18 protein-coding genes are annotated in these 22374 nt (G+C 39.7%); 9 read left to right on the top strand and 9 right to left on the bottom strand.

Features of this window, described 5'->3' with window-relative positions:
• Positions 1-74 precede the first annotated feature (74 nt).
• Positions 75-1031, top strand: coding sequence for a lysophospholipid acyltransferase family protein (locus tag HLH14_RS02655; RefSeq protein WP_067724887.1), 957 nt, complete (start codon positions 75-77; stop codon positions 1029-1031).
• Here HLH14_RS02655 and HLH14_RS02660 read toward each other — a convergent pair.
• From HLH14_RS02660 to HLH14_RS02670, 3 genes are all read right to left on the bottom strand, one after another.
• Positions 1028-3454, bottom strand: coding sequence for a DNA internalization-related competence protein ComEC/Rec2 (locus HLH14_RS02660; RefSeq protein WP_171532606.1), 2427 nt, complete (start codon positions 3452-3454; stop codon positions 1028-1030). The two genes, HLH14_RS02655 and HLH14_RS02660, sit on opposite strands and share 4 nt — an antisense overlap.
• Positions 3455-3539: 85 nt before the next feature.
• On the bottom strand, positions 3540-4223 hold the full coding sequence (lolD, locus tag HLH14_RS02665) for a lipoprotein-releasing ABC transporter ATP-binding protein LolD (RefSeq protein ID WP_067724883.1): 684 nt from the start codon (positions 4221-4223) through the stop codon (positions 3540-3542).
• Complete coding sequence (locus HLH14_RS02670; protein WP_067724881.1) at positions 4216-5451, bottom strand: lipoprotein-releasing ABC transporter permease subunit; 1236 nt, start codon at positions 5449-5451, stop codon at positions 4216-4218. The genes lolD and HLH14_RS02670 overlap by 8 nt, the downstream gene beginning before the upstream one ends.
• Before the next feature lie 23 nt (positions 5452-5474).
• On the opposite strand from HLH14_RS02670, the gene HLH14_RS02675 reads away from it, so the two are divergent.
• Complete coding sequence (locus tag HLH14_RS02675; protein ID WP_067724879.1) at positions 5475-6044, top strand: PilZ domain-containing protein; 570 nt, start codon at positions 5475-5477, stop codon at positions 6042-6044.
• A 4-nt stretch (positions 6045-6048) separates the two neighbouring features.
• Here HLH14_RS02675 and HLH14_RS02680 read toward each other — a convergent pair whose 3' ends face one another.
• A complete protein-coding gene (locus tag HLH14_RS02680; protein ID WP_067724877.1) occupies positions 6049-6960 on the bottom strand; it encodes a DMT family transporter in 912 nt (303 codons plus the stop codon).
• Positions 6961-6972: 12 nt separating this feature from the next.
• Complete coding sequence (locus HLH14_RS02685) at positions 6973-7443, bottom strand: YaiI/YqxD family protein (RefSeq protein ID WP_067724874.1); 471 nt, start codon at positions 7441-7443, stop codon at positions 6973-6975.
• A gap of 280 nt (positions 7444-7723) precedes the next feature.
• On the opposite strand from HLH14_RS02685, the gene HLH14_RS02690 reads away from it, so the two are divergent.
• Both HLH14_RS02690 and HLH14_RS02695 read left to right on the top strand, forming a co-directional pair.
• Positions 7724-8656, top strand: coding sequence for a hypothetical protein (locus HLH14_RS02690; RefSeq protein ID WP_067724872.1), 933 nt, complete (start codon positions 7724-7726; stop codon positions 8654-8656).
• 409 nt (positions 8657-9065) lie between these two features.
• Positions 9066-9206: a hypothetical protein gene (locus HLH14_RS02695; protein ID WP_165493727.1), complete on the top strand. Its 141-nt coding sequence runs from the start codon at positions 9066-9068 to the stop codon at positions 9204-9206.
• An 86-nt stretch (positions 9207-9292) separates the two neighbouring features.
• On the opposite strand, the gene serC is transcribed toward HLH14_RS02695, so the two are convergent.
• A complete protein-coding gene (gene serC / locus HLH14_RS02700) occupies positions 9293-10372 on the bottom strand; it encodes a 3-phosphoserine/phosphohydroxythreonine transaminase (protein ID WP_067724871.1) in 1080 nt (359 codons plus the stop codon).
• A 599-nt stretch (positions 10373-10971) separates the two neighbouring features.
• Between serC and HLH14_RS02705 the strand changes: the two genes are divergently transcribed.
• The 5 genes from HLH14_RS02705 to gltP all read left to right on the top strand — a co-directional run bounded on the left by HLH14_RS02705 (position 10972) and on the right by gltP (position 17467).
• Entirely contained in the window at positions 10972-12462 is a 1491-nt protein-coding gene (locus HLH14_RS02705; RefSeq protein WP_067724869.1) for a TolC family protein, read from the top strand.
• Between the two features lie 18 nt (positions 12463-12480).
• Complete coding sequence (locus HLH14_RS02710; protein ID WP_067724867.1) at positions 12481-13662, top strand: HlyD family secretion protein; 1182 nt, start codon at positions 12481-12483, stop codon at positions 13660-13662.
• Complete coding sequence (locus HLH14_RS02715; protein WP_067724865.1) at positions 13662-14792, top strand: ABC transporter permease; 1131 nt, start codon at positions 13662-13664, stop codon at positions 14790-14792. The genes HLH14_RS02710 and HLH14_RS02715 overlap by 1 nt, the downstream gene beginning before the upstream one ends.
• An 8-nt stretch (positions 14793-14800) precedes the next feature.
• Complete coding sequence (locus HLH14_RS02720; protein WP_067725249.1) at positions 14801-15898, top strand: ABC transporter permease; 1098 nt, start codon at positions 14801-14803, stop codon at positions 15896-15898.
• Between the two features lie 273 nt (positions 15899-16171).
• Positions 16172-17467, top strand: a complete 1296-nt coding sequence (gltP, locus tag HLH14_RS02725; protein ID WP_067724864.1) for a glutamate/aspartate:proton symporter GltP — start codon at positions 16172-16174, stop codon at positions 17465-17467.
• A gap of 57 nt (positions 17468-17524) precedes the next feature.
• On the opposite strand, the gene HLH14_RS02730 is transcribed toward gltP, so the two are convergent.
• The 3 genes from HLH14_RS02730 to HLH14_RS02740 form a co-directional block, all read right to left on the bottom strand.
• Positions 17525-18301, bottom strand: a complete 777-nt coding sequence (locus HLH14_RS02730; RefSeq protein WP_067724862.1) for a hypothetical protein — start codon at positions 18299-18301, stop codon at positions 17525-17527.
• A 132-nt stretch (positions 18302-18433) separates the two neighbouring features.
• Complete coding sequence (gyrA, locus tag HLH14_RS02735; protein ID WP_067724859.1) at positions 18434-21439, bottom strand: DNA gyrase subunit A; 3006 nt, start codon at positions 21437-21439, stop codon at positions 18434-18436.
• A 590-nt stretch (positions 21440-22029) separates the two neighbouring features.
• Positions 22030-22374 (bottom strand): FAD-binding protein (locus tag HLH14_RS02740; protein WP_214645702.1); only part of this gene is annotated, 345 nt, incomplete at its 5' end.

The following is a 22374-nucleotide window of genomic DNA, read 5'->3' on the forward strand; positions in this document are numbered from 1 at the left end:
AATCTGCCTAAACAATCTATTTTCGCCTATAATATTTGCACTTTTTGACTCTTTACATACATTGACGATAGGCAATGACTGACACTACCCCACCTAATGCGACGTATCGCTTACTCAAATTTGTAAGTCGACAACCTATTCAAATTTCGAGATTTATTGCCCGAGCTTTGGCAGGTCTAGTGAATTTACTCCAACTATCAAAAACGTCAGACACAATCCGCCTTAATCTTCAAATTGCACTGCCAGAATTAACTTCCGAACAACATGAGCAGATTATTCAACACGCCATTCGTAATGAATTGACCTCATATTTTGAATTTTTCAGCATCTGGGGTGCAAGTAACAAGAAAAATATTTCACGTATTGATTCCATTACCGGTGAAAAACTGCTTCAAGATGCGCTCAAAGCACCTGAAGGCTTGGTACTGATTGTCCCGCATTTTGGCACATGGGAAATCATGAATGCCTACCTGGCTCAATTCACCCAAATGACCATTCTGTATAAACCTGTCAAAAATGAAGCAGCCAATCAATTTGTACGTGCAGCGCGTAGCCGTGAACAAGCCAACTTGGTTCCTACCGATGAATCCGGGGTAAGACAAATTTTTAAAGCGCTAAAACAAGGCGGTACTACGGTGATTCTGCCAGACCATACCCCGAATGTGGGTGGAGAAATGATTCCTTATTTTGGGGTTCCTCTGGCGACCAGTAATTTAAGTGCCAAACTGATTCAAAAAACCAAAGCCAAAACTTTATTTTTATATGCGCTGCGTAATGATAATCATGGTTTTGATATGCACATTGAGCCTATTGATGAGCATATTTACCAAGGCAATGCCAATCAGGGTACCGGTGTCATTTTAGAAGCCATCGAAAATTTAATTCGTCGTTATCCAGAACATTATCACTGGAGTTATAAGCGCTTTAAAGCTAATCCAGAGCTAGAAAATATTTATCATTTAAATACAGATGAAGCACTCAAATTGATTGCAGAAGTTCGAGCGAAAGCCAATCAGGCTGAAATAGCTTAGGGCTTTAACCATTGCTGTGAATCACGTTCAAACTCAATAGCCATGATACTTTTGTGTTTGGAAAAACGAATACTGCCCTGTTCAATTGTCGTAAGTAGCGGGATTTTTAATTCTTTCAAGCGGGATTCAACTACTACACTTGGGTGTCGATAGCGGTTATTAAAACCTGCTGACGCCACTGCCAATTTTGGATTCAATTGCTTTAAAAAGTGATAAGCAGAACTATGTCGACTGCCATGATGTCCCAAAACCAAAACATCGACTTTCAAGTCTGGATAATCCTGTAGAATCTGATATTCAGTTGGCCAACCGGCATCTCCCATCAGCAAGAAATTTTGATAAGGTTGAGCATTTTTCACCTGTAAATAAACCACACAGGACATTTCATTTTTTTCATCTTTAGCATTTCCCAACTGCTCTGCTTTGGGTGACAAAACGGTAAGAGCAACTTGATCACTCCAGTGCCACTTTTGACCTTGACGACAATAATCAAACTGGCTGGAATCAGCGACCTCAACCTGTTCATTTGAATATATATTTTTAATGGGTAAATCATCTTTGATCGATTCATAACCTCCTTTATGATCCTGATCCAAATGGGTCAAAATCAGTTGATTCAACTCGCCCACACCATTCACAGATAAAAATGGCAAAATGATTTGCTTGCCTACGCTAAATTTACTTTCATCATAATTTCCACCCGTATCAATCATCAATGTTTGTTCTTGATCACGGATAAAAATCGCTTGTCCCTGCCCGACATCTAACACCGTGAGTTCAAAATTATTTTGACTTGAATCTAGCGTTATTAAAGGCACAAAGCATAATACCGACCAAGTTTTCGGTACCACACCACGCGGTAAAAATAGAATCATCAGCCCTAAACACAAACTCAGCAGCACCCAAATGTTCATCGCCATCGGTTGGAGTGCAGGTAAAAAAAGATGATCTAAACCCTGCATGAAGATGAGCAAAGCTGAAAGACACAAATCATTGATTTGGAAAATCAGACTTCCCAAAGGCTCAAATATGAAATAGCACAACGCCGCGATCACATCTAAGGGAACAATCACGATACCAATCCATGGAATGGCAAATAAATTGCTCAATGGCGTAATCCAGGCCACCTGTTTAAAGAAAACCAGCATCAATGGAAATAAAGCTAGAAAGATTTTCCATTGCGATTCGATTAAAATTTTAACTTGGATTTTGATTGCTTGAGTCTTGGTCTTAATTTCTTCAGCATGACTTTGCTGTTGCACAGTTTGATAAATACGTAACAGCACAAAGCATGCGCCATAGGACAGCCAGAATGCAGCCGATAAAATACTAAACGGGTCAAATATTAATAAAATTGAAGCACTAAACAGCAAAACACTTAAGGGTTGAATTTTTTGTTTTAACAGTACAAATCCACTGATCAACAAGCACGTGAGCAAAGTTCTGAGGGCTGGAATTTCAAACCCCACAAAAGCACAATACAACAGTACGCAAATACAAAAAGGCAGAATCAGCAAATATTGTTTTGGCCAAGTTAAATACGCTTGCGGACAATAGCGGCAAATCAGTTGATGCAAGCTCCAACATAGCAATAATGCAAAAATCAGCACATGCGGTCCAGAAATTGCCAACAAATGGCTCATGCCAAAGCGCTGAAATAACTGTTCAGTTTCGGGTTTGAGTAAACTTTTATCCCCCGTCAATAAAGCCAAAAGTAGCCCTTTATGCTTTACAGGCTGCTGATCAATAAAATTTCGTAACGCCAAGCGTTGCTGTTCCATCCAGAGTTGGATTTGATTCGAAAAAGAATGTTGTTGCCTGACATATCGACCATAACCCAAAGCAGAAATGTCTTGCTGAGACAGCTTTTGTACTGAGGTCACTTTAAATCCCGACATGATATTTTGCTGGAGATACCATTGCTCTTGATCAAAAACACCTTGAGTTGCATAGCTATGAGCCGGCAGAAGTTTCCCCTGCAAGCGATAATATTGACCCAGTTCAAATACAGGCTGATAATGAGCATCTATTTCATTTTTTAAAAATGCCTGCCATTGCACAACTTCGGCATGCCGATTCAGCACCTGTATTTTTTGTTGGATTGTTTGATCACCCAATTCATTGAGGTTTTTAACATGAACAACCACTTCAACTTGTTCAGCCTGCTTTTCTCGAAACTGTAAACGGTCATTCAGTTGATGATCGGCATAGTTATAGCCAAGCGTAATGCCCAGACTAAAGCCAATACAGAGCTGTAAAAATGTGAACCACAAAGAGTGAGCCTGTTTTAAAACAGTGAGCTTTAAAAGCAAGGAGAGAATGAAAAGAGCAATACAAGGGATCAGCAAGGACTGCAAGAACGGGAAAACCTTTCCCATGCTCGCAATACCGATTACCCATCCTACGCAAATTAATTGAGTCATTATTTTTATAATATTTTTTATTTTGCGCAATATTAAAGCCCACCGGAGTGAGCTTCAATCAATTTTTAAACTTATCGATCAGCGTCTAAGCATCAATCCAGACACCATCTTGCATATGCAAAATCGAATCTCCTGCTTGGGCCAATTGTTCATCATGGGTCACGATCAGCATCGCCATATTGAATTCGCTGCGTAATTCACTGAGCAGTTCAAAAATTTTCACTGCATTTTTACGATCCAGGTTCCCCGTCGGTTCATCGGCCAGCATTAGTTCAGGCTTCGCCACCAAAGCACGTGCCAAAGCCACACGCTGACGTTCACCACCCGACAACTCGCCCGGTTTATGAGTCATACGGTGCGACAATCCGACACGATTCAGCAAGTATTCTGCTTGCTCTTTCGACTGCTTATAATTGGTACCTGCGCGCAGCATTAGCGGCATTGCAACATTTTCCAAGGCGGTAAATTCAGGCAATAAATGATGGAATTGATACACAAAACCCAAATGCTGATTACGTAAATAACCACGTTCAGCTTCACCCAAATTATCAAAGCGCTTGCCGTTTAAAAAGACTTGTCCTGCTGTAGGGCAATCCAGACCGCCCAACACATGCAACAAAGTACTTTTACCCGAACCACTTGAACCCACAATCGAAACAAACTCACCTGCTTTGACTTGTAAAGACAAGTCCTTAATCACTTCTACTGTGGTTTTTCCATCAGTAAAACTTTTCGAAATATTCTTCGCTTCGAGGACAATATTACTCATAACGTAAGGCCTCTGCAGGTTGAGTTTTCGCAGCACGCAAAGCTGGATAAATCGTCGCAAGGAAGCTTAAAAGTAATGATAAGCACACAATGACGACTACATCTTGCCAGCGCAAATAAGACGGCAAATAATTAATGAAATAAGCATCAAACAGGTTCAAACCAAATGTGGTATTGAGCCAGCCAATCACACTACTAATGCTTGACGCGAAAATAATCCCCAGAATGGCACCAGACACTGTACCAATCACCCCAATAATGGTTCCCTGCACCATAAAAATTCGAGTGATGGTCGCAGGTGATGCACCCAGAGTACGTAGGATCGCAATATCGGATTTTTTATCCGTTACCACCATCACCAGCGATGACACAATATTAAATGCGGCCACCAAAACAATCAGGAACAGCAGCAAGCTGACCATGGCTTTTTCCATCTGAATCGCACTGAACAAATTACCATGGGTAAAGGTCCAGTTCGATGCATAGAAATTGCTTGGCAAGTCTTTGACAATATCATCCGCGACTTCAGGCGCAAGGAAAATATCATCCAGTTTTAAACGGACACCTTGAGCACCATCGGGCAAGCGTAATAAGGTCGAAGCATCATTCAAGGCGATATAACCCATCATTGAATCCACTTCTGCACCAATACTGAAAATCCCGACAATTTTAAAACGCTTGAAACGTGGTACCACACCGGCCGGTGATGGTGTTGCTTCAGGAAGTACTAAAGTAATATTGTCATTTAAGCCGAGACCCAGTGAATCAGTCATTTGTTTACCTAAAACAATGCCAAATTCACCTTTTTTCAGGCTATCAATACTGCCTTCAATCATGTGATCCTGGATGATCGAAACTTTCTTTTCATATGAAGGTTCGATTCCCGTAACCATGATTCCGGCCACTTGTCCTTGTGCTGTCAGCATCCCTTGTAACTGGGTAAATGGTGCTACGCCTTTGACATGCTCATGTTGTTCAACTTTTTTTGCAAGTTCAGGCCAATTTGTTAAAATTTGTGTTGAAGAAACAGTAGCTTGAGGTATCATTCCTAAGACGCGGTTTTTCAGTTCTCGGTCAAAGCCATTCATCACAGATAAGACTGTAATGAGGACGGCTACACCTAATGTGAGGCCGATCATAGAAACCAGAGCAATAAAAGAAATAAAGTGGTTACTACGCCGTGCGCGAGTATATCTCAACCCTATATACAGCGAGATTGGTTTAAACATACCATTTAGTCCGAGGAATAATTATGGAAAATTTACAGCATCAAAGCGGCAACATGGAACGTCGCGTTATGTCGCGTATAGATGCTGCCTTGCGAGTTAATTATCAGATTATTTCTGATGATGTCGCATTTAATGACCCTTACGATCCTAACTTTGTACTGCCACGCTATTTTCTACTACTCGCAGAATTAGATCAATTTGATCATGCAATAAACTACGAATTAGAACAATTATCTGAAAGAGATCAACAAATTGCTCGAATCTTATCCTTATTCAATCAAAAATTAAACCTTATTACCGGTTCTTTGTATGATGCAATTGTACAATCCATGTTACCTATCCCGGAAAATGTCAATTTTTCAGAAACCGGGTTTAGTTTCTTTAATGAGCATCCAATTCAGGAAGGAACCTATATTCACGTGACCTTAAGCCACCCTGAAAATTTCTTTCATATTGCAGCAACTGCACAAGTGGTTTATAGCCGAGCAGAAGACAATGGTAAATTCCGTACTGGTGCCTATTTCATTACCTTACATCCACAAGATCGGGTGAAACTGAGTGAATGTATTACGGTGAGCAAGACTAAAGATTAAAAATTTAACTGCCCGATTTAATCTTGTGGGCGAGCTTACGACTCGCCTTAAGGTCACGATAAAAATAGACAAATAAACCAAACAACAAAATAAATGCACCGACAAAAACCATTGCCGACAATGACTCGTTATTCAGTACTGCACCAATAAATAAAGCAATCATTGGGGTCATCACCGTGGTTAATGATAATGTTGTGGCTTGAATATTTTGCACCAACTTGAAATAGCAGAACATTGCAATCAATGATGCCATTACCACAGCATAAAGCAGTGCCAATAACGACTTGGCATTTGGAATATGCGTTGGTGCATATTGCCAGATAAAAGGCACAATACAGATTGCAGCTACCGTTGAAACCAGAATAGAACCGGTTGCCTGCGCCACAGGATCAATATTCGCATTGACTTTCTTAACCCAAAAAATTGATAAGGCATAGGTAAATACGCTCAGCAACATGAGGCCAATACCGATTGGGTTGACATGCTGATTTTCACCGCCAAAACAAATAATGGCTAAGCCTGCAACTGCAATCAACATGCCCAGCCACTGCAAGCGACTTAAACGCTGTTTAAAGCCAAAGCGTCCAATCAGACCTGCCATAATGGGCGCCAACCCAAACATCAGGGCAATAATGCCTGAGCTTAGATAGCTGGTTGCAATATAAGTGAAAAACTGCGATCCCATTAAACTAAATGACCCAGCCAAATAGCTATGCCAAGAGGTTTGGTCGATGGGAAATTTAACCTTTAAAATCACCAATAACACGACTGCGAGGGGTAAGGCAATAAAAAACCGCAGCACCAATGCCCACATTAAATGCAGGTCAGAGACACTCCAAACAATTGCCAGTGGCGTCGTGGCCCAAATAAACACCAATAAGGCATAGGTTGAAACAATATTGGCTTTGGAAGGCATATGGAGCTCGGCTTAGAGTGCAGTTTTACGTTTCTGTTTCTGGATGGTTTGATCGAGTGAACTGGAAAATTCACGTTTATCACGTTCAGAAATCGGCGGTGGCCCACCAGTGTTGACACCTGCGCCGCGTAATGAATCCATAAAATCACGTAAATGCAGACGGGCTTTTACATTCGCCGTGGTATAAACCTCACCGCGCGGATGAATCGCAATTCCACCCTTTTCAATCACCAGAGCCGCAAGCGGAATATCTTGTGTCATCACGATATCATGCTCTTTCATGCGATCTATGATTTCTTTATCGGCCGCATCTGCCCCACTCATCACCTGAATGGAATTGATTCGAATTGAAGGGGTAATGCCTACATTTTGATTGGCGACAAAGGTGACTTCTAATTGATAACGATCTGAAGCGCGAATAATGACTTCACGTAGAATTTTAGGTAATGCATCGGCATCGACCCAAAGTTTAAATGGCAGCACAAAGCATCCATAGCAAGAAAATATTAAATACTAGTTTAACAAATTCGTATGACAAGAGGATGGATAAATCCATTGAGTCAATTCCCTCCTTTAAATTTGAATGAGATGACCTTGATTTTTTATACGCAAATTTTTAAGCATAATCTCTATTACCCGTTTCTTTGCATAGGTTATTTAGCCCATTTCTCATACTTTGATGGTTAAATTTAGTCGGATGACTTGAAATTTTAAAATAACCCTCGATTTAATAGATAAATACAACCGAACATCAATTGTGAATATGAAAAACCAAAATAGACCAGAAATTATCACCATTGAAGATCAAAACTTTGGCAGCCATGTTGAACACTGGAATTTACTCACAGACAACCCAACGACAGATGTGCCAAAGTGGCTTGGTTTAGCGCTGAATGCACCGGTTATGCCCATGGGTTTGTGTCCTCAAGAATGTGACATGGATGAAACCACATGGCTGATTCAAGGACCCATGAAAGCAGCGGTGCAAATAAATCAAGTGATTGCGGTTGAAAATAACAAGCCTCAAGCTGTGAAAACTGCATTTCCAAGTTTCGAAGGCCCCTATAAAGTCGATGCTAAAATTGAACGAATTATTAGTTGTAAATCAAATACGCAGGCTGTTTTACGCTTAAACTTAGGTGCAAATACCATTGTTTATGCCTTTGATACCCTCTATAGCGTTAATCATGAGCACTATGAAAAAGGTCAAACCTATCTGGCTCAATTGAATGCTTGGGCTTATGAACTTGAAGCTGTTTCAGACCATGAACACTTGGTGGTCGATGATCCTGCATCCATTAAACATCACCGTGCTTTAAATGATATTCTGGCTGCCAATGAAGGCGTTGCCCCCGCCAATTTGCAAGAACAAATTGATGCCTGGGAGCCTAAATCGGAAGATGATAAAGAGCCCGTCACCGTCGATTTCTCAAAAATGGTGGCCTATCTTTATGGCGAAAATATGGGTCAAGAAGATGAAGCCTGGTTTCAGGGTAATATTGTCGGTAAAACTTCAATGTCTTTTATGGAGCAAGACTACACGCTTTATGATGTAGCCTTAATTCATGATGAAAATCAGGAAGCAACCCTGATCCGTATTGCGACCCAAAATGCAGACTATAAAGACTTTCAGATTGGTCAATTTATTCGAGGCAACCTGTGGATTCAAGTCAATATTCATTCTAAAAAACAGTAAGCTACAAACAGCAGCTGAATATTGTGATGCTTAATATCACAATTTAGCTGCTTTTTTATGCCCGTTTTTTATTATCTCGTTTCGAATGATGCTGCATATTTATCCACAGCTAAACATTATATTGAACGTTTTTAAATTCAAAATAAAATACACTTATCCCCAATTTTAAATTCAAAATTTTATCTTTTAAAATACGCTGCTGATTATATTTTATGGTTAATTTTTAAGCTTTTTATACAGTCCAACCCTTGATTGATAAGAAGCTGAGAATAAGTGCGATATTTATTTCGATAAAATAAATATTTTAATTACATATTTTTATTTAGTACTTTATTTAATCAATTTTTTATGATAAAAATGCAAATTAGAAATAGGAATTAACGATAAATAAATCGGAATAGAGCTTTCCATGAAAATCGTGCAAGAAGAAAATATACAGCAAGTTGAACATCAACTTGGAAAACGCTTCCAGTTAGACACCATCTCATGCTTATTTTTTGTATTAGGCATGTTTATGTCTGCCTATCTTTTACATCTCTTTATTCTTTAAGCTTATTTTAACGCGTGATTTTCAACAGACTTGTTTCAACACATAATAAAAAGCCCATCATGTGATGGGCTTTTTCACTTTAAGGCTTAAGCATTGCGTTTCGCAAAGTCATCCATAAAGTTAACAAGAGCCTGTACACCTTCTAATGGTACAGCGTTATAAATACTTGCACGCATACCACCAACTGAACGGTGCCCTGCCAAATTAAGAAGATGATTTTGTTCAGCTTCTTTCAAGAACAATTTATCTAGATCCGCATTTGCCAAAGTAAATGGAACATTCATGATTGAACGGTTTTGTTCTGCAATCGGATTCGCGTAGAAATCACTCGCGTCGATATAGCCATAAAGCAATTTGGCTTTTTCAAGGTTTACTTTATGAATGGCTTCAACACCGCCATTTTCAAGTAACCATTCAAATACCAAGCCAGACAAATACCATGCATAAGTTGATGGCGTATTCACCATTGAATCATTTTTCGCTTGTGCAGAATATTTTAAAATGCTTGGAATTTCAGGTTTCGCTTGATCAAGCAAATCATCACGAATAATCACTAAAGTTAAGCCAGCAGGACCAATATTCTTTTGCGCGCCTGCATAGATTAAACCAAATTTGGACACATCAATCGGTGCGGAAAGAATGCTTGAAGATAAATCCGATACCAATGGTGCATTCACTTCAGGAATGCCCGCAAATTGAAGACCACCAATGGTTTCGTTATCTGCATAATGCACATAAGCCGCATCGTCAGATAAGTTCCACTGGCTTTGATCCGTAATCGCTAACTTACCGTTAATGCTTGTGCCTGCTTCCACGACATTGATATCGCCATAGCGTTGTGCTTCTTTTAGCGCTTTTTCAGACCAGATTCCGGTATGGATATAGTCAGCTTTATTATTTTTGCCTAAAAGGTTTAAAGGAATTGCAGAGAATTGAAGTGAAGCACCACCCTGCAAGAACAATACTTTATAGTTCTCTGGGATGTTCATCAATTTGCGTAAATCTGCTTCTGCTTTTTCTGCCACAGCAACATAGTCACTACTACGGTGACTCATTTCCATGATCGAAAGACCTTTGCCATGCCAATCGAGCATTTCAGCTTGGGCTTTTTCTAAAACGGCAGTCGGTAATGCAGCAGGGCCAGCACAGAAATTGTACGCGCGCATGATTTTTCCTTTCAAAGTGAAACACAATAAAATAACGGCATTTAACCACAGATAGCTTGTGCTTGCAGTAAATTATCCTGAAAATATTTCAATGCTGTCGGACATTTAAAGTCAAAAGTTCAATAAAGGACTATTGTTGTTTTCGGTTTAATAATTTCATTAAACGGTTCCATCCGTGATTAAATAACTGACTGTACGAACAATTAAACTAAAAATCACAATAACAGCATAAATAAGAACCGCCAAAAAAACCTGAATAGCAAACTCGACCCAGCGTAAACCAAGACAGATTAATTGAGGATTTATATCCAGTTTTTTTGTTGTTTTAAATCGGTTATTGGAACATCACCTGCCCATCACGTCAGTTTCGTGTGGTTACTTCCTATAAATTAAAATGGCTTACCCAGGTTGCTATGCCAGACTTTATTCGTATTCACTCACAGTATTTTTGTCACATTATCGAGTAAGGACGTTGTAGCTTTAATCTTAAATAGTTCTTAATATACAATTGCATATTAAACACGAATGCGAACAACAATAAAGACATCTTATTTTCAAGCGATGTATAATTTATAACAATGATGTTGAGAGCCGAATTTATGTTACTGAATTTGACATGGGCACAAGAAAATATAGACCAGACCATCAGAACGATAATCAAGATTGCTCTATTGTCTAGCGCCACTATTTATGCAACGACAACATTGGCTCAAAGCATCAGTTATGCACAAGCTGAACAATCAATTTTAAAGGATTCATATAGCACCCAAGCCAATCAGGCCTTGCAGCAGGCTTCCCAACTTGAAGCTGAAGCAGTAAAAGGTTTAGGTCTGCCCCGTGTGGACTTAAATGTACGGGCTTATGCTTTTCATAATGAAGTGGATATTCCGCTCGATTCTTTTAAAAACAATTTGGAACAAACGCTTTCTCAAGGCATCAACGATCGTGTGAATCAGCAAAACTTGCCTTCAATAATAGCTGATCCTTTAAAAGAAGGTCTCAATCAAACCATTCACAGCGGTATAGGCTTATTTCCTGATTCTGCGAATGTGATTTTGGAAGATCAGGTGATTCGTCCCACAGTTTCAGTATTGATGCCGCTTTATACCGGTGGGCTGACTTCCAGTGCCAAAGAAGTCGCCAGTATTAAAGCGCAGCGTAGTCAGCTCAATACCCAGCAACAGCAAGATCTACAACGTTTTGAACTGATTCAGGCTTATTTTAATGCACAACTACAAAAACAATTACTCGATTCAAGCCGTTCCAATTTTAATGCTATGCAAACCCACTATAACAACGCACTCAAACTGGAAAAGCAGGGTTTTATTAGCAAAGGTCAGCGCATGCAGTTTGAAGTGGCAAAAAACAATGCGCAGCGGATTTATCAAAATGCTGAAGCCAATCTCAGATCGAGTCTTTTTCAACTGAATAATCTTTTGCAAAGCAGCCAGATTACGGAGCTTAGCACCCCGCTTTTTGTGAATTCTACGCAAAGCCAATCTTTAAATAGCTTGCTAAAAACCTATCAGGATCAATCTTCTCTGATTCGTAAAATGAAAATGGATACTCAACTGGCCAATGCCAATGTCAAAGCGCAAAGTGCAGCGAAAAAGCCCAATCTTTTTGCCTTTGGGGAATACAGTCTGGATGAAAAGCAAAACTGGATTGTCGGTGTAGTGGCACGCTATAACCTGTTTTCAGGGGTCGACAAAAACAAAAATATTCAAGCGGCAGAATTACAACGCTATGCTTCGGAACTGATGACTGAACGCAGCAAGCAGGAAATTGAAAATATTATTTATAAATCGTATAGCGAAGTGACCACAGCCCAGCAAAGTCACCAGTTACTACAGCAAAATATGAAAGCTGCTCAGGAAAACTTGCGTATTCAAACTCTGTCCTTTAAAGAAGATATGGGTACCGCTACCCAAGTCGTTGATGCGCAAAATGCCCTAACCGGTTTAAAAAGTGAAATGGCGCTGAATGCTTATAAATATGTGATGTCTCTGGCGGCTTTATTGCAAAGCCACGGCTCGATCAATCAATTTCAAAGCTATGTTAATCAAGCTCAAACCAACTATATCCGTTAATTTTTGATGGGGAAAAACATGAATCAAGATCAAAACAAGCCTGATCAAGATGTAGAAAACGCCTCATCAGAAGGAAGCTCTACAGATACATCAGCTCAAAGCAGTAACGTGGATACTCAAGCGACATCTGAACAGCAGACCCATGCAGATGACGCATTTTTCAGTTATTCAGAACAAGCTCAAACCACTGAAAATACCGAGCCAAATCCCAAAAAGTCAGCTGTCATTAAAGTTGTCGGTATCATCGTGCTGATTCTATTGTTAGGCTTAATTGCTTTCGGCTTATGGAAAAGCTATCAACCCAAACAAGTTGAACTGCAAGGTCGGGTTGAAGCGGAAACCATTCATGTCAGTACCAAAGTGCCGAGTCGCATTGAAGAAGTCTATGTGCATGAGGGGGATAAAGTTAAAAAAGGTCAGGAGTTAGTACGATTATTCAGCCCTGAAGTCGATGCAAAAAAACAGCAGGCTCTAGCTTCCCTGCAATCTGCTTTAGCACTGCAATCCACTGCCGATCGTGGTTCGCAGCAAGAAAATATCGAAACTCTGTATGCCAACTGGCAAAGCCTAAAAGCGCAGCAGACTTTAGCGCAAACCACTTATCAACGTGGTGCCAACCTGTTTAAAGAAGGGGTTATTTCTCGCCAACGTCGGGATGAAATGCAAGCTGCAGCAGCGTCAGCCACTCAAATTACCGAAGCGGCTTATCAACAATATAAACGTGCCAAGCGTGGCAGCACACCAGAACAAAAATCTTTAGCCAATGCACAGGTGGAAATTACCAAAGCGGCGGTTGCGGAAGCCAATGCATTAGAAGCAGAAACCAAATTGCTGTCCCCGATTAATGGCACCGTGTCTAAAACCTATGGTAAAGCCTCTGAACTGGTGGCAATCGCTGTACCTATAGTCAGCCTTATTGAGGATGATGATTTATGGGTGAGTGTGGATGTCCGTGAAGACATCTATGCGCAAGTTTATAAAAGCAAAACCATTGAAGGTTTCATTCCAGCCTTAAATCAAACTGCGACTTTTAAAATTAAAAATATAGATGCTGAAGGTGAATTTGCCACCATTAAAACCACACGCCAAACCGGTGGTTATGACATTCGTAGTTTTAAAGTTCATTTAGCGCCTGTACAACCGATTGCAGATTTAAAAGTGGGCATGAGCGTGCTATTTAAAATTGCAGAGCCTAAATAATGTGGTCTGGCATACTGCGTGAATTACGCTATTTATTGACACATAAATGGGACTTGTGTTTAGTCACACTTGCGCCTTTATTTATTATTGTATTATTTAGCAGCATGTTTTATCAGGGCAAGCCTGAGCATTTACCCATTGCAATCATTGACCAAGACCAAAGTGAACTGAGCCGAAATATTGAAAAATATGTCAGCCATAATTCCACTCTAGACATCGTAGTTGTTTCACAGAGCCCGGATGAAGTTGAACGTCTGCTCAATCAAACTAAAATCTGGGGTTATATTTCTATTCCAGCAGGTGCGGAACAACGACTGGTTCAAGCCGAAGATGCTGAAATCAGTATTGTATTCAATCAAAGCTATTTTAGTGTCGGAAATAGCATTTCCTCTGCAATGCTGGTCAGTACTGTCGAGGCAATCGCGGATTTTACAGGACACAATTATCTGGAAAATATAATTCCTTATGTAGATATTCCTACGCCAAATGTCAAAATATCGCCTTTATATAATCCTGGTTTAAATTACGAGTTCTACCTGGAACCGTTTGTGGTTCCTGCAATCTTGCATTTACTGCTGTGTTGTTGTGTGGCTTTTGCGGTTGGGCAAGAGCTTAAATTTAACAGCACAGGAAAATGGCTCAATCAACGTACTATTTTCAGTGCCTTATTTGCCAAGAACTTAACCTATGTACTAATTTTTACTGCATGGACGTGGGTGTGGATGTTCTGGCTGATTGAAATTCGTGGCTGGTTCGTCGCAGGTCATTTATGGATCATTCTACTTGGTCAGTTTTTCTTTTATAGCGCTTATGCTTTTATGAGTAGTACTGTGGTTTTAGCCACCCGTGACTTAGCCAAGTCTTTCGGTCTTATTGCGGTGTATGGGGGGTCGTCTTTAAGTTTTGCGGGGGTAACTTTACCGCTTAATAATGCTCCACTATTTACCCAATTTTGGGCCAATATTATTCCTTATACGCCCTATGCAAAATTGCAAACTGAACAATGGGTAATTGGCAGTCCTGTATCTATTTCCCTATTACCACTTGCGGTGTTGGCTATTTATTGTCTGCTCTATTTTGCTACTGCGTATTTCTTCCTGAGTAAATATTTAAAGGAAGTTAAGTCATGAAAAATAGCATCAAAGACTTTCTACACTTTTATTTCAAAAGCTTTAAAGATATTGCACGTAATGCTTCAATCTTTACCACTTTGGTACTTTCGGTATTTTTTTATAGCTTCTTTTACCCCACCGCCTATAAAGCCGAACATGCCGAGTCTTTACCGATTGTGATTGTGGATGAAGAACAAAGCATGATCACCTCCACTATTATTGATGAAGTTTCGAAAAGCCCAAACGTGAAAATAAAGGCAGTCACAGGCAATTTTGCTGAGGCGGAAATGATGGTCAAAACCCAGCAAGCGGATGGTATTTTGCTATTGCCTGAAAATTTATCCAACAGCATTCATCGTGGCGAAGTCGGTGGCGTTGGCTTATATTTAAGTGCGGCCTATTTTTTAAGGACCAAACAGATTGGTTTGGGTTTGGCGACTTCAATTGAATATGCCATTGCTGAACGGGCGCAGAAATTTGGTAATATTTCGCATTTCTCCCCTGCACTTTCCATTCATCAAGTTCCATTATTCAATACCATGTCTGGTTATGGCAGTTATATTTTTCCAGCCATTGCCCCTTTAATTATTTATCAGACGATTTTTTTGGGTTTAAGTATGCTGATTGCAGGTTATCGATTGCAAAACTGGCGACCCAGCAAAACTGAATTTTTTGCCATCTTTAGTGCCATTTTAACCATTGGCTGTTTGGGCTGTTTCTATTTATTTGGCTTTACTTTCTGGTTCTATGATTATCCGCATGGTGGAAATTTCTTCGGCATGCTGATTGGCGTACCGATTTTTATCAGTTGCGTGATTGGTCTAACCATGGTGATTGCCTCATTTTTAGATATGCCTGAACGTGCAGGCCATGTGATTGTCTTTACTTCCATTCCACTATTTTTACTGTCAGGGACAGCATGGCCACATGCTGCAATGCCTGAGTGGATGCAATGGCTGGGAAATATCCTGCCTTCGACTCAAGGCATTCAAATGTTTATTCAGCTGAATCAAATGGGTGTGCCTTTAAATATCGTGATTCCGAAAATGATTTATTTGGCAACTCTGGGAGCGGTGTTATTGGTTTGGGGATATTTCCGACTAAGCCAACCGGATCAAAAATAAGAGTTTGATCGTCTTTCTTATAAGATTATTAAATAAAACTTTACAATTTGATTAAATTTACAACTAAAACTGAATTTTTTTTAACCCATCGCATCAATTGTGAAGAAAAAAGTTAGATTGAATATACTAATCGATGCAAAATAGCCCTTTGTTCATATTTCATGAATATTTTTTATATTATTCATTCCCATGCTCCCATTAACATGTCTTTATGATGTCGACAGCGTTATTACAGCATTTTTTTCACTAAATATCTGATTTTAAGGGCTTAGCATGAAGAAGATTAAGATTAGCCTTGCGTGGCAAATCGTAATTGCGCTCATTTTAGGTGTGCTTGTAGGCTCTTTTCTACATTATTCTCCCGAATATCGTGAAACTCTGATTAATAATTTACTTAGCCCTTTGGGTTCAATCTTTATTAATTTAATTAAGATGATCGTCATTCCACTTGTGGTTTCAATGCTGATTTTAGGTATTGCAAATGCAAGTCATGGTCAAAATGTAGGTAAGCTCGGTTTTAAAACCATTGTCTATTTTGAAATTATTACCACAGTTGCCATTATTATTGGTTTAGTTGCGGCAAATGTATTTCAGCCGGGTGCCGGTATTGATATGTCGAGTTTAACGCAAACCGATATCTCTCAATATCAGCAAACCACAAATGAAGTGAGTAACCAGTCACATGGTCTGGTGAATACTGTTCTATCTTTAATTCCTTCCAATATTTTCGGTTCACTGACTGATGGGCATATGTTGCCAATTATCTTCTTCTCAGTGATTTTCGGTATTGGTTTAGGATCTTTAGCGAAAGAAACCAAGAAACCATTAATTGATGTGTTGCATGCAATTTCTGAAACCATGTTCAAAGTGACGCACATGATCATGCTATTCGCACCTTTCGGTGTATTTGGCCTGATTGCGGCAACCGTTGCGAACTTTGGATTTAGTTCTCTGCTTCCATTATTGAAGTTGGCTCTTCTGGTGTATGGCGCTATTTTCTTCTTCATCTTTGTCATTTTAGGTTTAGTTGCTAAATTCTGTGGTTTCAGCATTTGGGAAATTATTAAAATTCTAAAAGATGAACTGATTCTTTCCTATTCAACTGCAAGTTCTGAAACCGTCTTACCGCGTATCATGGAAAAAATGGAAGCGTATGGTGCACCTAAGTCGATTACCAGTTTCGTCATTCCAATCGGTTATTCGTTTAACCTGGATGGTTCGACCTTATATCAAAGTATTGCGGCTATCTTTATTGCGCAACTTTACGGTATTGATTTAAGTGTGACACAGCAAGTGATTTTGGTTCTTACCTTAATGATTACCTCTAAAGGGATTGCTGGTGTTCCAGGCGTGTCTTTCGTGGTGCTGTTGGCGACATTGGGCAGTGTGGGCATTCCACTTGAAGGTTTGGCATTTATTGCCGGGATTGACCGTATTCTAGATATGGCGCGTACAGTATTAAATGTAATTGGTAACTCGTTGGCTGTTCTTGTGATCAGTAAATGGGAAGGTCAATTCGATACTGAAAAGCAAAAAGATTATCAAGTTGAAATGAAAGAAGCTGCATAATTCATAAGATTGAAAAAGGAAGCTTCGGCTTCCTTCTTTATAAATAAATATAATATCCTAATCGTTTTTTAGCTTGGAAATAAATGAACTCTCTTTTCTAAAGAATTCAAAATGAATTTCCTCTCCAGTTTCACTATACTTCTTAGATACAATAAGTTGAATATTTTGAAATTGATACTTATCATTTTCATCACAATATTTTATTTCAAAATCTAGATCAAATTTATCTTCATCTTCAAATTCGAATCCATTAATAACTATAAATTCAATATCTTGATTATTGTGACTAGCTTGTTCTAACAGGTCCATACTATGAATTGAAATCAAGGAACTATATCTACTTTTTACACTAATATTTATTTCCCTGCATGTTGAACGACTATTTTTTATTTCACATTTTAGAAGACTCATTGCTTTATTATCTAAATTATTTAAAGGTGACATACTTACGTTAAAAAAGTGAAAAAATGGTTGAGCTCTTATTTTTTCCAACTCTTCAATACGTTTATCCCTTAATTGAATAAGATCTAACTCTACTTTTGTAGCGTCAACTAGTGCTTTTTGTTGTTCTACACTATTTTTTAATTCATCTGCTTGTAATTTAATGGCCTTAGTATTTTGCTTTAACTCTTCACCTTGTTGGCGATAACCAAAAACTAGCCATAAGAATGCCAACGGTGCAAATGTACCAGCCAAAAAATCCCCCCACTCATTAGGTTTCATTTCTTTAATTTCCGCTACATCACCAATAAAAAGTATAATTATGAAAACTAAATAAGTTCCTGAAACAACAGTTAAAGTTTGAAATTTTGATGATAATTTATTATTTTCCATAATTAATCTTTGCCTATAATAGAAATTAAATTCACTATATTTTTAAATTCGTATCTATAACTCATCTTTTTTAGGATTGAACAATAAGCATAAAAAAGGACGCTTACGCGTCCTTTTTTATTACTACAAAACTTAATCTTCAGAATCTCTTAAATCCGATTCACTTTCAGCTTCATCAGCAATCGTTTCATCATCAACCAAAATTTCAGAATCAATCAAAGCTTCAGAGGCAATGACTTCTTCGCCTTCGACTGCTTCAATAAACTCTTCTTCTTCAACGGCTTCTACAGAAACAACACCAACCAAAATTTCTTCATTACCCAAACGGATTAGACGAACACCTTGCGCATTACGACCTGTCGTTGCAACTTCTGAAGCACGTGTACGAACCAGCGTACCGCCATCAGAAATCAACATCAGTTCTTTGCTTTCATCAATAGATACCGCACCGACCAATTCACCGTTACGTTCAGATGTTTTAATTGCAATCACACCTTTACCGCCACGTTTTTTGGTTGGGAAGTCCCCCACTGGAGTACGTTTACCATAACCGTTGGCACATGCACAAAGCACTTCGCCAGTTTCTGGTACAACCACCAACGAAACGATACGGCTGATTAATGCCGAATCTGAAGTATCTTCATCATCTGAATCTACATCAGTTTCCGCATCTTCAAGCTGCGCTGCTGCACCGATGGTCACGCGCATACCGCGAACACCTTTGGCAGAACGACCCATTGAACGAACATCAGTTTCCGCGAAGCGAATTGCCTTACCTTCATTCGAGAACAACATGATTTGCTGTTCGCCATCGGTAATCGCAACACCAATCAAGGTGTCATCGCCATTCAGCTCAATTGCACGTAAACCATTTGAACGAACATTACTGAACTGTTCAAGTTCTACACGTTTAATCGTACCGTACTCGGTCGCCATAAACACATAGAAGTTTTTACGAACTGCTTCAGCTTGCTGCGCAAAGTCAGCAATGATTTCATCGTCCAAATCTGTCGTAGAAAGCTCAAGACCCAATTGTTTTAATTGAGTACGCAATGCATCAGACAAGTCATCTGCACCATCTTCAAGCTCGGCTAAAGCCGCTTCAAGTTCAGCAAAATGCGAATTAATGATTTCATTTTCTTGCAGTTTCGCAGCATTGGCTTTCACAAATGCCTGGAAATCGGCCAGACGATCTTTAAATTTCTTCGGTGCATCAATCACAGGAAGAATCGCTGTAATCGTTTCATTGGCATCAAGCGGTAACAAGTTCACCATTGGGCGACCTTTTGCACCACGAGATGCTTGTGGCACTTCGTATACTTTCAGGCGATAGACTTTACCGACATTGGTAAAGCATAGAACTGTCGCATGGTTCGATGTCACAATCAGATGCTGAATGTAATCATCAGTTTTCATTGATGTTGCAGACTTACCACGACCGCCACGACGCTGAGCGGCATAGTCAGACAATGGTTGAGTTTTCGCATAACCTGTTTTAGAAACAGTCAGTACCATTTGCTCTTCAGGAATTAAATCTTCACGAGAGAAATCGATACGTGATTCAATAATGGCAGTTTTACGCGCATCACCATATTGTTGAATAATAAGCGCTAATTCTTCACGAATCACATTCATCAACAAGTTAAAGTCATTCAAAATTGCAGTATATTCTGCAATTTGAGCTAAAATGTCAGAATATTCAGCATGTAACTTGTCTTGTTCAAGACCGGTTAAGCGGTGTAAACGTAATTCTAGAATTGCACCGACTTGCGTAGGTGAAAGGCGGTAAATGCCACCATCAAAACCATACGGTTTAGACAGATCTTCGCCTTCAATAATTTCAGGACGTACAGAAACTGAACCTGCTTTTTCAAGCAATGCAACCACACCACCTGCAGACCACTCACCCACTTGTAAACGCTCACGCGCTTCAGCAGGATTTGCAGAAGTCTTAATGGTTTCAATGATGCGATCAATATTTGCCAGAGCAACCGTCAAACCTTCCAAGATATGACCACGTTCACGCGCTTTGCGTAACTCGTACATGGTACGACGTGTAACCACTTCTTGACGGTGACGGATAAACGCCGCAATGATGTCTTTCAGGTTCATCAACTTCGGCTGACCGTTGTCCAGACAGACCATGTTGATGCTGAAAGAGTTTTCAAGCTGGGTATTCTGGAACAGGTTATTCACAATCACTTCAGCGTTTTCGCCACGCTTCAAGTCAATTGCAATACGCATCCCGTCTTTATCAGACTCGTCACGAAGTTCTGAGATCCCTTCAAGTTTTTTCTCTTTTACGAGTTCAGCAATACGTTCAATCGTTTTTGCTTTATTGACTTGATATGGAATTTCAGTAAATACAATGGTGATACGACCGTTTTTCGGATCTTCTTCGAAGTGATATTTACCACGAATATGCAAACGGCCTTTACCGGTACGATACGCATCCACAATCCCCGATTTGCCATAAATAATACCGCCTGTAGGGAAATCTGGACCAGAAATATGCTGCATCAAACCTTCGATGCTGATATTTGGATCATTGGCATAGGCAAGGCAGGCATTCACAACTTCAGTCATGTTGTGCGGCGCCATATTGGTCGCCATACCCACTGCAATACCGGTTACACCGTTAATCAGTAAGTTTGGTACACGGGTTGGCATGACCTGAGGAATACGCTCAGAGCCATCGTAATTGTCTTCCCATTCGACTGTATCTTTTTCCAAGTCAGCCAAAAGTTCATGCGTGAGCTTACGCATACGAACTTCGGTATAACGCATTGCCGCAGCACTATCGCCATCTACAGAACCAAAGTTACCCTGACCATCGACCAATTGATAACGCAAGCTGAATTCTTGTGCCATACGTACAATGGTTTCGTAAACAGCTGAGTCACCATGCGGGTGATATTTACCGATTACGTCACCCACCACACGGGCAGACTTTTTATACGCTTTGTTGTAGTCATTGCCTAACTCGTGCATAGCGAAAAGCACACGACGATGAACGGGTTTCAAGCCATCTCTCACGTCTGGTAATGCACGAGAAACAATAACACTCATGGCATAGTCGAGATATGAGCTTTTGAGTTCATCCTCAATGGCAATCGGTCGGATTTCCGATAGGCTCATGCATACTCCTTATTACTAACAGTATTTGGAACTGCTCGTTTTATATAATCAATCTAGCAAAAAATTAACCCAAAATAGGCTGAGTTAAAGTCTAAATACAGCCGTAAATTATAGCATAAATTCTGTTGTTTTTGTCTCTTATAAGCCATCTTAATCTTGTTAATTTTCTACAATTTATCGTTTATTTTTTAATCTGTTTTAATTGTCGGCATTTTATGTGAATTAGTTCATTTTTTCACTGGCTTTAATTCAAATTTACCCAACCAAATACCTCAAAATCTTGCTGCATTGAGCTGCTCATTTTGCTCATTTATCTGTATACAAAATCAATGACGAGTAACCTATCCAGAAACCCATCCGAAGCCGATTGAAATGACGCGATTTATCTCTCTTTGAAAAGTCATAGATCCCGCTTAAGCATTCAAATGAGTCATATTGTTACTTCGATGCTATTACTTCAATCTTGAATCGGTTAAATCAGCTATGATTTATTTAAGAAATTTTCAACAATAAAAAACGCCCCTGAGCAAAACAGGAAAGCATTGCTTTCACTGCTTGCGCAAGAGCGTCTTTTAAACTGTATTTAGAGATTAGATTTTAGAAACCAATTCTGGAACTACAGTGTTCAAGTCACCGACTAACCAGTAGTCAGCAACCGCATTGATTGGCGCTTCTTCATCCTTGTTGATCGCAACGATCACTTTAGAATCTTTCATCCCCGCCAAATGCTGGATTGCACCAGAAATACCGACAGCGATGTACAGGTCAGGTGCAACGATCTTACCTGTTTGACCGACTTGCATGTCGTTAGGAACGAAGCCAGCGTCCACTGCAGCACGTGAAGCACCTTGAGCAGCGCCCAGCTTGTCCGCCAACGGATCAAGGATTGTGTGGTAGTTTTCACCTGAACCCACACCGCGACCACCAGAAACCAC

The sequence above is a fragment of the Acinetobacter terrae genome (assembly GCF_013004375.1).
GTDB lineage: Bacteria > Pseudomonadota > Gammaproteobacteria > Pseudomonadales > Moraxellaceae > Acinetobacter > Acinetobacter terrae.

What these genes read in the sequence shown, in the direction of transcription:
- HLH14_RS02655 (WP_067724887.1), top strand. Translation starts at nt 75, where the DNA reads ATGACTGACACTACCCCACCTAATGCGACGTATCGCTTACTCAAATTT.
- HLH14_RS02660 (WP_171532606.1), bottom strand. Translation starts at nt 3,454, where the DNA reads ATGACTCAATTAATTTGCGTAGGATGGGTAATCGGTATTGCGAGCATG.
- lolD (WP_067724883.1), bottom strand. Translation starts at nt 4,223, where the DNA reads ATGAGTAATATTGTCCTCGAAGCGAAGAATATTTCGAAAAGTTTTACT.
- HLH14_RS02670 (WP_067724881.1), bottom strand. Translation starts at nt 5,451, where the DNA reads ATGTTTAAACCAATCTCGCTGTATATAGGGTTGAGATATACTCGCGCA.
- HLH14_RS02675 (WP_067724879.1), top strand. Translation starts at nt 5,475, where the DNA reads ATGGAAAATTTACAGCATCAAAGCGGCAACATGGAACGTCGCGTTATG.
- HLH14_RS02680 (WP_067724877.1), bottom strand. Translation starts at nt 6,960, where the DNA reads ATGCCTTCCAAAGCCAATATTGTTTCAACCTATGCCTTATTGGTGTTT.
- HLH14_RS02690 (WP_067724872.1), top strand. Translation starts at nt 7,724, where the DNA reads ATGAAAAACCAAAATAGACCAGAAATTATCACCATTGAAGATCAAAAC.
- HLH14_RS02695 (WP_165493727.1), top strand. Translation starts at nt 9,066, where the DNA reads ATGAAAATCGTGCAAGAAGAAAATATACAGCAAGTTGAACATCAACTT.
- serC (WP_067724871.1), bottom strand. Translation starts at nt 10,372, where the DNA reads ATGCGCGCGTACAATTTCTGTGCTGGCCCTGCTGCATTACCGACTGCC.
- HLH14_RS02705 (WP_067724869.1), top strand. Translation starts at nt 10,972, where the DNA reads ATGTTACTGAATTTGACATGGGCACAAGAAAATATAGACCAGACCATC.
- HLH14_RS02710 (WP_067724867.1), top strand. Translation starts at nt 12,481, where the DNA reads ATGAATCAAGATCAAAACAAGCCTGATCAAGATGTAGAAAACGCCTCA.
- HLH14_RS02715 (WP_067724865.1), top strand. Translation starts at nt 13,662, where the DNA reads ATGTGGTCTGGCATACTGCGTGAATTACGCTATTTATTGACACATAAA.
- gltP (WP_067724864.1), top strand. Translation starts at nt 16,172, where the DNA reads ATGAAGAAGATTAAGATTAGCCTTGCGTGGCAAATCGTAATTGCGCTC.
- HLH14_RS02730 (WP_067724862.1), bottom strand. Translation starts at nt 18,301, where the DNA reads ATGGAAAATAATAAATTATCATCAAAATTTCAAACTTTAACTGTTGTT.
- gyrA (WP_067724859.1), bottom strand. Translation starts at nt 21,439, where the DNA reads ATGAGCCTATCGGAAATCCGACCGATTGCCATTGAGGATGAACTCAAA.